Source organism: Pedobacter cryoconitis, assembly GCF_014207135.1.
GTDB classification, from domain to species: domain Bacteria; phylum Bacteroidota; class Bacteroidia; order Sphingobacteriales; family Sphingobacteriaceae; genus Pedobacter; species Pedobacter cryoconitis_D.
Map to the genome: position 1 here is coordinate 131686 of NZ_JACHCC010000007.1, position 12819 is coordinate 144504.

The window sequence follows — 12819 nt, forward strand, 5'->3', positions numbered from 1 at the left end:
ATCCTGTTTGAGTTGCAGACTGATTCATTTACTTTAGGTTATTGGTTAACTTAAAAAGAATGTCATGGCAACTAATCATGGAAAATACCTCAGAGGTGCATTGGGTCCTGTAGTCTACAAAAGATACAGGAACAAGCAAGTAGTAACAATTAAACGTGGCCGCGGAACCGTGAAACAAACAGCTAACAGCCAAAGGTCTTCAAGTACTTTTGGCTTAAGTAGTAAACTGGGCGGTAAGCTACGCTATATATTAGATAACGATATTAGTGGCCTGCAGGATGGAGAGATGGCCAACAGGATGACCACTATATTCAACCTCATGCTAAGTGACTGTCGTGATCCTAAAACCAGGGTGTTTAGCTTTAAAGAATATAGTTTCCGCAGACTCGCTGATTTTGAGTTTAACATCAATTCTCCTTTAAGAAATTATCTGGAGATCAAACCCGAAACAACAATTGCCAATGGTAAAATGCAAGTGGTTTTTCCAGTCCTGGAAAACCCGCCAAGATTAAAATTTCCGGAAGAGAGCTCTTCTTGCAGGATGACTGTGAGCCTGGCATTATTTCGTTTAAAAGAGGGGAAACATATCAGTACAAGTCAATCGCAGCGTATTGTCTTTGACAGGGAAAAACCTGAGCTGGGCGGACAAACATTTACTTTTGAGGTTCCTGATGGTTGTCTTTGTGTAGTCAGTATGTTTTTAGATTATCGTACTTATTCAGTGCCGTTAAATCATAAAAAATTTAGTCCGGCAGCTGTTCTCGATGCCTTTGTTACTCCAGGGGTTTATAAGGCAAATGATCGGCGAAACTGGATGTATATGGATACGGAATTCTAGAGTGTTTCGCTATAGTATAACCAAAAAGGTGACTGGTTAAACTGCCACCAGTCCTGTGCCAGCTGCGTCTGTATTGCTGCCCAGTAAGGATCATTGCTGTCAAACCGGAAAGCATATCTTAACAGGTTATAACATGTCGTAAACTGACCCGTAGCAATTAAAGCTGCGGGTTTGTTTTCTGCCTGGTGACTTTTATCAAACCAAAGCGTGGTATCCATATCTGTTGCCAGCTGGGCAGTTTCCTGTAAGGCAACCGAGGGTTTCAGTAATTCATTTAAACTGATTTTTTTGCCATTGATCAGAACAGTTGGATTGGTCTTATGCCAGGCTTCGGCCTTGAGGTCAGCGAGCCGCTGGAAGTCATTTTTTGGGCTCAATGTGTAAATCGCATTTAATAAACTGAACTGTCTCCAGTGTTTCAATTCTATCTGCTGGATTAAGGTGTCTTTTTCTCCTTTTTTCAGTAAAGTGCCATCTGCCTTTATCTTCCTTTCCGATATTTTTTCAAACAGGCGGTCATAGGAAACCCTTCGGATCTTTTTTAAAAATACGACTGAAGCAAGATAGGATAAAGAGCTGGCGCGCGAATAGATCAGCTGAAGGAGTACACTTAAGCGGAGTCTTAAAAAATAAGAGATGTGTCCCAGGATCATCGTGCTATAGGTATCCTCTTCCTTTTTTACCTTTTGATAAGTCTTAAAACCCAGAACGTAAAAATAAGCGGATACTAATAATAGCGTAGTACTGATCCCTAAAAGTGCATAAGATAATCCCGTACAGGTTTTGGTGATTACACCAGTGATAAATATTGCAGTCAGCAATAAGATAATCAGTAAATATTGAAGCAGGTTCGGTTTTCCTATCCAGCTTTTTTTATCCTCTTCCGGGAAATCATACCCTGTGGTATAGTTACTGCTGACATCGCAGGTGATATACAGGTCGTAACCAAATATATTCCTGGTCTGAAGTCTTTCCTCAGCTTTGATAAAAGAATCTATTCCCTGGTTATCATCAATTCCACCATCCATCAATACAAAACGCGGGGGCGGGGCCTCGACAATTTCACCCTTAGCCGGAGAAAACCGCGGATCTTCTTTAATCGCGGCTTCGAGTGTGTTTTTATTTAATCCATGATGGGTAAAATCATTAGGGAAAACAAAGGGCTCAAAACCTAAAGGGAAACAAGACGAGCAGGAGAGGATATCGGCCAGTTTTAAATTTTTTAAAGTTTCGTGCGAACTTTTATCACCTTTAAATCTCAGAAAATTGTTTCCGGGTATACCCGCATTTTGAAAACGGAATAACATTCCGTTTTCAAATTCAGTCGCATTCACACAAACCTCTTTGACAGCAGATTTAACAGGTTTCCAGTAGACCCCGAATACTTCTTCCTTGAAAAGGAGTTCGTTATAAGCGATAGAAAAAGCATTAATGACATTTCTTGACTTGCCGGGAGTTTTCTTCCATTCCCGGTCACTTTTCATGATCCTGAAAACACGGTCAATTAATTTAGTACCATGTAAGATATGTTTGTTGATATCGGTATAAAATTCTTTGAAAGTCTGACCCTTCCGCTGACTGGCGGTATAGGCAAGATTCGTAATTGTTCCCCCCGAAGCCGAAGAGATAAAGTGAACAAGGGAAGTCAGTTTCTTACCATCGATATAAACAGTCTCCATATAGGACAAACAACCCAGTGAATAGGATGCTGCCCGGAAACCACCGCCCGAAAAACTCAATGCGATATGCTCAGGTTTTCTAGGCAGAAGAACAGAATATTCCATAATCAGTTTTAATGATAAAAAGGTAAGGCTTATTTTGTTCAATATCAAAATATAAACTGGCTCTTACTGAAGAGACCAGTCTATATGATCAGTATAAATTTTGTTATCCTTTTTGATTACTGTTTTAATCTTGTTTATGCCTTTTTTCAATTGGATGTCTTTAAAAATATATTGAACTGCATTGGTTCCCTGCACTGGTGCGGCAGAAATCTTTTTGTCATTGACATATAAAACCGGCTGACCGATATTAGAATAAACTGTTACTGGTGTTACTGCATGCTTCCGGGCTGTTGTACGGCGTTCGGTCAGATATAATACAGGTTCTTTACTCCAGTTAGCCTTATACCAGTAAAAAGCATCTTTTTTAAGTTTGCGGTCAAAAGTGACCAGACCTTTCATATTACGGGCCGGCATGCTGCCACGGTTCCACATCGGAGTAGCAAAATCAAACATATTCCAGATATAGGATGCAGTGATATAAGGATGTTTAGCAATAATCGGCCATTGTATTTCATGTGTTTTAGTCTCGAAATTTTCGGGATAAAACGGCGAAGTATAATCATACTCCTCCTTCAGGTCTGCTTGTTCCTGTTGCTGGAAAATATTCCCGTCTGCACCATATTCTGTCAGGATCAGTTTGTTATCCGGATAGATGGTTTCTGTTGTTTTTGCCCAGGTTTCCAGATCACCGATTTTGCCTTCATACCAGCCATAATAACGGTTCATACCCTGGATGTCCGCATTTAAGTTGGTTGGACGGTCCATTTCTCCGTATCCGCTTACACTGACGGTATAACGGTAAGGATCTTCAGTTTTAGCGATATCATTCAGGTCGCGGGTCAGAACGGCAGGAAAATCGGCAGGGGTTTTACCGTATACTTCATTGTGTAATCCCCAGACATAAATGGAAGGGTGATTGTAATTTTGTTTGATCAGTTCCATGAGCTGCTGTTTGGCATTATCAGCTTCTTCTCCGGTACTTGTATTGACAAAAGGGATCTCAGCCCAGATGACAAAGCCCATCGTATCACAAGTGGAATATAAATATTCTGCCTGTTGATAATGTGCAAAACGGATGGTAGTCGCACCCATTTCTTTAATGATGTCCAGGTCTTCTTTATGTTGTGCATTGCTGAGCGCATTGCCATACTGCCATCTGTCCTGGTGTCTGCAAACCCCATGCATGGCATAAGGCTGATCATTCAAAAAGAAACCCTTGCCGGCAATAATTTCAAACTTACGGAGGCCGAGAGGTTGTTCGACTTCATCGATGACTGTCTGATTAAGCAGGAGCTGGGTTCTGACTTTATACAGGTAGGGATCATTAAAACCATTCCACAGGTGTGGACTGGTCAACTGGAAATCCTGTGAAAATTGTTGTCTGCCCTGGGTGGTCATGTGTTGAGCAGAGGTTTTACTGCTTACAATTTTTCCGGTATGATCAATAATGTCTGTTTTGATATCAATGTCCTGCCCGCTCTTTTCTGTGTTTTCTATTTTAACGGCTACACTTACTTCAGCAGATTTAGCGGTCACATTTTTCTGGGAAATATAAATCCCCGGAGAAGCATAGTCAGTTGTAGTGATGTTGACCTTGTTCGTGACTAAAAGACTCACGGGCCGATAAATCCCTCCATAAATACCGAATAAGAAATGGTTGACAGGGATAATATCTTTACGGGCCTTATTGTTAACCTTGACCAGGATGGAATTGGATTCGCCCAGTTTTACAGCATAGGTAATGTCAAGACAAAAAGCACTGTAAGAACCTTTATGGGTGCCTACCAGTTTGTGATTGACATAAACCTGTGCAACTTGTCCGACGCCTTCAAAACGCAGAAATAAACGTTTGTTTTTATATTCAGGGCCAAATACAACTTCCTTCTTGTACTGACCTTCACCTTCGTAAAAGTCTTTGCCCAGCTGCATATCAATCGCATTCCAGGTATGTGGAAGGGTGACTTTCTCCCAAACGCTTTTGGTATTGATGGTGTCGTTGGTTTTACGGAATGTCCAATCCTGATTAAAGGAAATATTTTTCCTGGATTGTGCAAAACCGGGTACACTAAAGCCTGTCAGCAAAAATAGAAGAACTGCTAAGTAGTATCTGTTGTTAAAATATAAAATTGTCATACGGTATTTTAGGTTTTAGCTTTTTCGTATTTAACTGCTTTCGCTGGGGTTTCTTTTGTGGTTTCCAGTACAATCACAAAAGGACGGTTTTCTGTTTTATTTTTCAAATGAATAAAACTTTCATGACTTCCAATCTCTTCGGGTGTATATTGTTGTGTGGGATCATCTAATCTGTAAGCTTTGGTAATACCTGTTTTACTGGGTAGTTTCAGACGTAATGCACCGGATATAGGGACATTAAAAATAAGCATATATACCTTGTTTGTGCCCGTTTTTTTGGTGTAATATCCCCAGTTCTGAGGTTCAAAACCAGCGTATTCACAATCATAAACGGCTTCCTGGTTAATCTTCATCCAGTCACCGATTTCGCGGGCCAGTGAAAGTTCTTCCTGACGGATAGACCCGTCGCCTTTGGGGCCAAAGTTCAGCACGAAATTACCATCCAGTGAAACACACCTGGCCAGCATTTCCAATAGTTCATCTGTGGTTTTAATATGTCCTTTCCAGGCTTTATTATATCCCCACTGATTTTCAGGAACAGTCATTACGCAATCCCAGTCATTGCCATGTACTTCGTTAATTGTACTCGGGATTTTGCGTTCCCAGCCCTGCTCATAATCTCCCATCAGATTACCATTGGTATCAAAATGACGTTTGCCATTTTCATCGGCACGGAAGCGGCTTCCGATAATCAGCCCCGGATGGATTTTGCGCATTTCGGTTTCCAGTTCATCAGCAAAAGCAGCTTGCTGAACCCATGCTTTATCCCAGGTACCATCAAACCATAAACCTTTAACTGTAGGGTAGAGCCTCAGCAATTCGAGCAGCTGATTTCGGGTAAAGGTTTTGAAACGGTCAAAAGCAAGGCTGTCTGCTTTAGTTTTAATTTCATAACGCCAGTCGGGATTATTCCAGTCCATCACAGAGAAGTAGAGGATAACATCAATTCCTGCTTTGTTGTAGGCATCGACCAATGGCCCGATCAGGTCTTTCTTATAGGGTGAATTAGCTACGGTGTATTTGGTGAATTTGCTGGGCCACAGACAAAATCCATCATGGTGTTTAGTGGTAATGGTTACATATTTAGCGCCCATTTGCTGAGCCGTTTTTGCCCAGGCTGTGGCATCAAATTTTGTGGGATTAAAGTGGTAGATCAGAGAATCATAGGAAGATTTAGGGATGCCGTCCCAGGAACGGATCCACTCGGAAGCACCGTTGTAAGTTTTTCCATTCCATTCTCCACCGGGGATGGAATATAAACCCCAGTGGATGAACTGCCCTAATCCATAGGCCCGCCATCTGGCCATATCCGGATCTGTTCTGCGTCCGGTTCTGTGCGCACCATGTTTCAATGGAACTGCTGTCTGTTTAAATTCAGTTTGTTGTGCCTGGCAGAATTGATTAAACAGTATCGCGGTGATCAGGATCAGGAATATTTTTTTGCTCTTCATGATTTCTTCTTTTTAATAACCGGTATTCTGGTCCAGTTTTGCGTCTTTATTGAGATCGATTTCGGCCTGTGGTATGGGTAAAAGCTGGTTATAAGGTTTGATCGATCCGGCAGAGGTCGGGTTGTACTTCTGGGCGCGGTTAAACAATGTTCCTGTACGCATCAAGGTGACCCGGCGATCTTCTTCGGCAGCCAGTTCACGGGCTCGCTCATCCAGGATAAAATCCAATGAGATATCACTTGCCTGTACCTGGTCGGCATTTGCCCTTGTGCGGAGCTGATTGATACTGGCAGCAGCCTCGGCTAGTTTGCCTTGTTGAAATTGTGCTTCTGCCAGCAAAAGATAGGTTTCTCCAAGGCGCATCTGAATACGGTCTTTATAGGTAATAGTTCCGAAAGGTTCCTGGTCAGTATAATAGTTCCATTTTGTAGTATGTGCATAAATATTCTGAATGGTATCAAAGCCGGTAACCACTACCTGTTGCCCGTATTTTGGAGAGGCCGGGTCATTATAATAGAATTTGCGATGAATATTATAGGGCGAATTACGCATGTCATTCTTTTTATACAAGTTATAAGTCCACCAGTTAGTAGGTCTGATCCGGCCAATTCCTCTTCCACCTAAAGAATCAGCAATCAGCATTCCTGGGATATTGACATAAAAAGGGACCCAACATCTTCTGCGCTGATCTGTCGGACTAAACCCTCCGGGGACATTATAGTTTTGCTCTATCACCCAGATTGCCTCTGCATTTCCTTGGTTTCTTCTCATATTTCCATAAATGAACATATCTGAAAATGGATCGCCTGGCTGATCTTTTTTAATCCCGTAACGCGTTTTTATTAACCGGAGCGCTCCATTAGCTATAACCTTTTTGGCTTCAGCCTCTGCCAGGTCTGGTTTATTTGCTCTAAGATAAACTAAAGCTAACAATTGAGAGGCCGCAGACTTATTGATGCGCCCCTGTGCTGTTAATTTGGCAAAATCGGGCAGGTTCGCAGCGGCGTAAGTTAGATCGGTAATGATGAAATTCAGTACTGAATCTGCAGGGGCACGTACAAAATCTGTTTTGGGTGCAGTCAGGGAATGCTTCAGCAATGGAATCCCGCCATACAAACTGGACATAAAATTATAAGCGTAAGCCCTGAAGAATTTAGCTTCGGCAATATAACCGGTTTTCTGGGCCGGTGTTAAACTTGTTTTACCGGATTCGACAGCATCGATGATCTGGTTAGCCGAATTGATGGTTTTATACCCCCAGCGCCAGAACCCTGCCGAAGCTACATCCTGTGAGTTGAGTTGTCCATAACTTTCATAGGGGACCATCGCTGAGGTGGCCTGTCCGTTTCTGGCTATATCAGTTCCGGAGGCCATGGTTGCAATAATCCCCTGATCACCTTCGTACTGATCGCGGACTGTATTTTGCAAACCGGCTATCGCGGCCTCGAAACCGAGGGGATCTACCAGTGTATTCTCAGGAGCATAAGCTGATTTTAAGTTTTCATCCAGGAAACTCTTTTTACATCCGGTACTTAAAACTGAAAACAGAACCAGTGCATATATATAGAAAACTAACTTCTTCATAATCATTTAAATTTATTGTAGACCAATGTTGATACCCATTACAAAAGTTCGCACCTGCGGATAAAAGGTACTCGCCTGGTTGTCGTAATATTTATAAGGATCGGACTCAGGGTCCCAGCCCAGCCATTTGGAGAAAGTAGCCAGGTTCCGTCCGCTCACATAGACACGCAGGTTGTTTATTTTAAGCCGGTTGAGTTTCTCGACAGGGAAATCGTAACTCAATGTGGCATCTTTTATTCTGGTAAAAGATCCGTCAACCGGATAGGTATATTGTCTTGAATTGGTATAAGCCAGGGACGGACTGGTATTACTTTTGTTTTCAGGGGTCCAGTAAGTATAACTTGCAGGCAAGTTGATCCTGCCCAGCTGATCCCTGTAATCATAAATCGTATTCGGTTTCAATACACCCTGGACTGTCTGGATAAAGACACTCAGCGAAAGACGTTTGTATTTGAATGTATTGGTCAGACCGGCAATATAGCTGGGCAGACGGGGTCCGAGATAAGTACGGTCCTGAGAATTGATTTTTCCATCGCCATTCAGATCCTGGAACTTCAGATCGCCGGGTTTAGCAGATGGGTCTACACTGAAATCATCGCCTTTTTGCCAGACACCGATTAATTTATAATCGTAAACTCCCTGTAAGGACTTTCCTATAAAAAGGTTGTTTACGATATCATCTTTACCATCTCCATAAAGTGATACTACTTTATTCCGGTTCAGGGAGAAATTAAAATTAGTTTGCCAAGAAAAATCTTTTCGTTCTATATTTCTGGAAGTAATACTGGCTTCAAAACCTTTATTGGCGGTTTTACCTACATTATCTAAAATTGAGGTATAACCTGTTATATTGGGTATTTTTCTGGATAAAAGTAAGTCATAGGTATTGGTGAAATAGGTTTCCAATGATCCTGAGATCCGGTTGGAAAGGATAGAGAAATCTACCGCTGCATTAAATCCTTTGGTACTTTCCCATTTGAGATTTTGATTTCCAATCCTGCTTGGGGTTACACCAATGGTAGTGACACCATCATAAATATATGGGGTAGTAGCCAGGGTACTTAAAGTATTGTAAGGGGAAACTCCCTGGTTACCTGAAACCCCATAAGAGAGACGCAGTTTTAATGAATTAATTAATTTGCTGTCTTTTAAAAAAGCTTCATTGGCTATATTCCAGCCCAAAGCGACAGATGGGAAAGTCCCGTATTTGTTATCACTGCCAAAACCTGAATAACCATCTCTTCTGGCAGTTAATGTCAAAAGGTAACGACTGTCATAAGCATAGTTTATTCTCAGCATCTGTGAGACCAGTGTACTGGCGTAATAATTGGATGTGGTAGTCTGTTTCTGACCTGCCCCGATGTTATTAAAATCGAGCATATCATTAATGAAAGTATTGGCATTAATGGTGGATCGGAAATCATCATTTTTTTGTGCGCTATATAAGCCGGTTACATCGATGTTATGTTTTCCGAAAGCTCTCTGGTAACCAAATATGTTTTCGATCAGCCAGTTTTTAGCTTCTTCGTTGGCCAGAGTTGCTGTTCCGAGAAGATCTCCGGTTTTACGGCCGGTATAATCTCCTGTACGATCAGGTTTATAGGTATAAGCTGTATTCAGTCTGTATTTGAACCCTTTAATAAATTCTGGTTTAATTTCTGCATAGGCATTTCCGCTTAAGGTCCTGGTCAGGTTTAAGGTTGGCTGATATAAACCCAGCAGGGGATTGGTATAAAGCTGTTCGGGGTTCATCGGGTATATTTCGTAATCTCCCTGTGCGTTATACAAATGCCCGTAAGGACTCATGACTGTAGCCATATAGAGATTTACTTTTCCTCCGCCCTGATCGTTATTGGTAAAAAACAGGTTGGTTCCTGCGGTCAGCCAGGAGGTAATTTTCGCATCGAGGTTGGAACGTACGCTGACACGGTTATACTGATATCCTTTCAATACACCTTTTTCTTTGGTGTAGTTTCCGGAAACATAATATTTGACATCTTCAGTACCTCCGGAAATATTCAGCTCATGGTTCTGGATAAAGCCCTGCTGAGAAATCTGTTTTAACCAGTCGGTCTCTATACCCTTGTCATAATTGTCCTTTTCATACTGGTTGGGAACAGGGGCGGAGGCTTTATTGGTTTGTGCAGTGTAATCAAGGTTTTTTTGAGCGTATTGTGCACCGTTCATGGGCTGCATAGCACTGGTCATGTTTTCCAGACCAAACCAGGTACTGTAAGCAACCACCGGTTTACCCGTTTTTCCTCTCTTGGTCGTAATCAGGACGACACCATTTGATCCGCGGGTTCCATAAATTGCGGTAGCAGAGGCATCTTTAAGTACATCGATTGATTGGATGTCGGTGCTGTTAATATCGTTATAAGAACCACTGAATGGGATACCGTCCAAAACAATCAGTGGACTGTTGCTTGCTGTAATGGAATGTAATCCTCTGATATAGAAATCCGGTGATTTTCCGGGAGCATTGGACGAAGAACTGATATTCACACCGGCAACAGAGCCTTGCATCGCTTGCAGCACATTGGTTACCGGGAGGTTCTGAAGACGTTCTTTCGGCACTGAAGAGATAGATCCGGTTACATCGCTTTTCTTTTGGGTACCATAACCAACTACAACGATTTGGTTAAGTTCGCTGACGTTTTCCTGTAAGATGATATCTATCTTTTCCTGATCTGCTTTGATGTGTTGTCCGGCATAACCTATATAGGTAACCACCAGGGTTGCACCAGGAGGGACATTACTGAGTTTGAATCTTCCTTCGGCATCAGTTATCGTTCCATTTTTTGTGTTTTCTACTTTAACAGAGACTCCCGGAAGAGGTTTACCCTGCTGATCTTTTACTGTTCCGGTGATGGTCTGCGGTGGCATAACCAGAAGTTCATTTAAAGACATGGCCTGAGCGGGTCTGACCGTTAGTATAATTAAATAGATGATCAATATAAAACCACAGGGGTATGTGATTTGAGCATGGTTTCTTCTCTTCATGGTTTGGTTAGTTTAGGGTATCTAAACTAAAGAAGTTACCACTGCACGGAAAGCAGAAATCGCTGAAGATTGTCAAATCAAACGTTTGTTCAGTGATTTCAAACGTTTGAAATTGGAGAGTGGCCTGTTGTAAATTCAGGCAGGAAAAATGGGGGAAGCAGATTGTCCAGGTGTACGAAGACTATCTAAAATATGTAAAACAGAAAAAAGGCAATAGCTATCAGTAGGATAATGAAAAATAAGAATCTACTAAATGATGAAGTTGAGCCCCTGGAACCGGGGCTAATTGGTTTCAAATGCTGGTCAGCTAAAATCTGATCAATTTGAGTGTCACGGGCATTCATCGGTGAAGAAGGCTTTAAAGAATGTGTCGCAGAAGCTCCGCCATGCTCCAGTGCTTCTACATACTCTTTACTCTCTGACAAGCTAACACGGGCAAAATCTTTATAGATTTTCACAGCCTGCAATTTCTTGCCCTGTGACAGATAGAATAAAATCTCTGAGTCAATATCCCGGGTGTCCGCTACAAAGATGGCTTGTCCGCGGCTTATGTTTTCGACAATGTCCAAAGCCTCTTTCAGTCCGCATTTGAAGAAAGTGTGAACCAGCTTAACAGCAGCAATTTTTTTGTTCTGAGATAACAATAACCGGACTTCTTCTTCTATTTCTTTTGGTAAGATCATTAGTGTAATTTAAGGATAAACAATGAGATTACTCCTTACTCTTTAATAATCCAACCTGGGGAAATGGTCAGGTAAAATCTACCTGTCGATATCTTCAGTCTCCACTGTAGAAATGCTTTCTCCCCGACTGATTTTTCCCACAATTTCAAAGGATTCTTTCAGTCCGGATTTGGTGAGTGTATGAACCAGTTCAATAGCAGCAACTTTTTTATCTTGAGACAGCAATAACTGGACTTCTTTAACTAGTCCTTCTGGTAAAATCATTAGTGTAAATTAAGGATGAATAATAGGGTAAATGGACAATGTTTGATTAAAATTACATTAAAGATATTTTAAAAAAAAATGTATTGTTCATTTTGTTCATTATTTGTAGAGGTCAGCAGGCTTAAGCATTAATGTTCTCTTCTGTTGCAGATTGTTGTAATCGACAGTGATCAGATACTGTTTCTTTCCGAAAACATAATTGTTTATGAACCACAGTATCTCATTCAGATTCTTATGCATTGGAATTTCTGCTATTTCATGCCCCATTCCTCTCACCTGCATATAGCAATAGGGGTATTTATTTGCTGTAAATCTTTCTGCCAGATATTTAGAACCAAAAAAACCTTTGTTGAAAAATCGTTTTTTATTATTTATAACCAGTTTGTCTTCTGCCCCATGAAACAACATAGTAGGGGCAGGGGCGATCTGATAAGATGGAGAGCCTTTATAACTTAGTATTGCTCCTGCAAAGGAGATAACACCCGCATACTGAAATTTTTCCGGAAGCTGAAGGGTTAAACTGGTATGGTTTCTTTTCTCCCAGTCGGCATGTAGTACCGTTATTGCTCCGGCACTGGAACCGGATATGATAATGCTGGTGCTGTCAATACCTAAACTGCCAGCGTTTTTAAGGAGGTAGGCAGTGGCGCTGTAAAGATCTGCAACTGCAGTATCTATGGCATTTTTTAAAGGTTTGGTATGGAGGGCGGAAAGTTTTTTTACTCCTTTCAGACCCAGCCGGTAATCTATAGAAACAACTTTGTAATTATGAGCGGCTAGTTTGTTGAAGTAGGCTGTATAGGCTTTATGATCTCTTGTACCGGTTATAAACCCTCCCCCAAAGACAAACATCACGCAGGGCTTCTTTACTTTTAAATCCTGGTTACTGTAAATATCCATTTTCAGCTCCTGCTTATCTTTTACGCTATAGGTAAATGTTGTTTTATGAATAGTCTCAGCTGGTTTTGTTTCTTGTGCAAAAGTGCTTTGAAAATTGGTTAGGAAGAAAAACAGCAGGATTAATATAGATCTGTATGTTTTGGCAGTGGTAAGAGAAAGGTTCATTATTCGCGGATTAT

At 41.4% G+C, this 12819-nt stretch carries 9 protein-coding genes; 1 reads left to right on the forward strand and 8 read right to left on the reverse strand.

From position 1 onward, the window contains the following. Nucleotides 1-64 precede the first annotated feature (64 nt). A complete protein-coding gene (locus HDF25_RS14080) occupies nucleotides 65-838 on the forward strand; it encodes a hypothetical protein (RefSeq protein ID WP_184625757.1) in 774 nt (257 codons plus the stop codon). Here HDF25_RS14080 and HDF25_RS14085 read toward each other — a convergent pair. The 8 genes from HDF25_RS14085 to HDF25_RS14120 all read right to left on the reverse strand — a co-directional run bounded on the left by HDF25_RS14085 (nucleotide 835) and on the right by HDF25_RS14120 (nucleotide 12805). Continuing rightward, nucleotides 835-2622, reverse strand: coding sequence for a patatin-like phospholipase family protein (locus HDF25_RS14085; RefSeq protein ID WP_184625758.1), 1788 nt, complete (start codon nucleotides 2620-2622; stop codon nucleotides 835-837). The two genes, HDF25_RS14080 and HDF25_RS14085, sit on opposite strands and share 4 nt — an antisense overlap. A gap of 63 nt (nucleotides 2623-2685) precedes the next feature. Beyond that, nucleotides 2686-4755, reverse strand: a complete 2070-nt coding sequence (locus HDF25_RS14090; RefSeq protein WP_184625760.1) for a glycoside hydrolase family 2 protein — start codon at nucleotides 4753-4755, stop codon at nucleotides 2686-2688. A gap of 8 nt (nucleotides 4756-4763) precedes the next feature. Next, complete coding sequence (locus HDF25_RS14095) at nucleotides 4764-6206, reverse strand: alpha-L-fucosidase (RefSeq protein ID WP_184625762.1); 1443 nt, start codon at nucleotides 6204-6206, stop codon at nucleotides 4764-4766. Between the two features lie 12 nt (nucleotides 6207-6218). Then, nucleotides 6219-7790 carry a RagB/SusD family nutrient uptake outer membrane protein gene (locus HDF25_RS14100; RefSeq protein ID WP_184625764.1) on the reverse strand — a complete coding sequence of 524 codons (1572 nt, stop codon included), beginning with the start codon at nucleotides 7788-7790 and terminating at the stop codon, nucleotides 6219-6221. Nucleotides 7791-7802: 12 nt separating this feature from the next. Beyond that, nucleotides 7803-10793 (reverse strand): SusC/RagA family TonB-linked outer membrane protein, encoded by a 2991-nt coding sequence (locus HDF25_RS14105; RefSeq protein ID WP_221450907.1) that lies wholly within the window; start codon nucleotides 10791-10793, stop codon nucleotides 7803-7805. A gap of 185 nt (nucleotides 10794-10978) precedes the next feature. Beyond that, nucleotides 10979-11476: a hypothetical protein gene (locus tag HDF25_RS14110; protein ID WP_184625766.1), complete on the reverse strand. Its 498-nt coding sequence runs from the start codon at nucleotides 11474-11476 to the stop codon at nucleotides 10979-10981. 78 nt (nucleotides 11477-11554) lie between these two features. Beyond that, nucleotides 11555-11740: a hypothetical protein gene (locus tag HDF25_RS14115; protein WP_184625768.1), complete on the reverse strand. Its 186-nt coding sequence runs from the start codon at nucleotides 11738-11740 to the stop codon at nucleotides 11555-11557. A gap of 99 nt (nucleotides 11741-11839) precedes the next feature. Beyond that, nucleotides 11840-12805 carry an alpha/beta hydrolase gene (locus HDF25_RS14120; protein ID WP_184625770.1) on the reverse strand — a complete coding sequence of 322 codons (966 nt, stop codon included), beginning with the start codon at nucleotides 12803-12805 and terminating at the stop codon, nucleotides 11840-11842. Nucleotides 12806-12819 lie beyond the last annotated feature (14 nt).

What these genes read in the sequence shown, in the direction of transcription:
- HDF25_RS14080 (WP_184625757.1), top strand. Translation starts at nt 65, where the DNA reads ATGGCAACTAATCATGGAAAATACCTCAGAGGTGCATTGGGTCCTGTA.
- HDF25_RS14085 (WP_184625758.1), bottom strand. Translation starts at nt 2,622, where the DNA reads ATGGAATATTCTGTTCTTCTGCCTAGAAAACCTGAGCATATCGCATTG.
- HDF25_RS14090 (WP_184625760.1), bottom strand. Translation starts at nt 4,755, where the DNA reads ATGACAATTTTATATTTTAACAACAGATACTACTTAGCAGTTCTTCTA.
- HDF25_RS14095 (WP_184625762.1), bottom strand. Translation starts at nt 6,206, where the DNA reads ATGAAGAGCAAAAAAATATTCCTGATCCTGATCACCGCGATACTGTTT.
- HDF25_RS14100 (WP_184625764.1), bottom strand. Translation starts at nt 7,790, where the DNA reads ATGAAGAAGTTAGTTTTCTATATATATGCACTGGTTCTGTTTTCAGTT.
- HDF25_RS14105 (WP_221450907.1), bottom strand. Translation starts at nt 10,793, where the DNA reads ATGAAGAGAAGAAACCATGCTCAAATCACATACCCCTGTGGTTTTATA.
- HDF25_RS14110 (WP_184625766.1), bottom strand. Translation starts at nt 11,476, where the DNA reads ATGATCTTACCAAAAGAAATAGAAGAAGAAGTCCGGTTATTGTTATCT.
- HDF25_RS14115 (WP_184625768.1), bottom strand. Translation starts at nt 11,740, where the DNA reads ATGATTTTACCAGAAGGACTAGTTAAAGAAGTCCAGTTATTGCTGTCT.
- HDF25_RS14120 (WP_184625770.1), bottom strand. Translation starts at nt 12,805, where the DNA reads ATGAACCTTTCTCTTACCACTGCCAAAACATACAGATCTATATTAATC.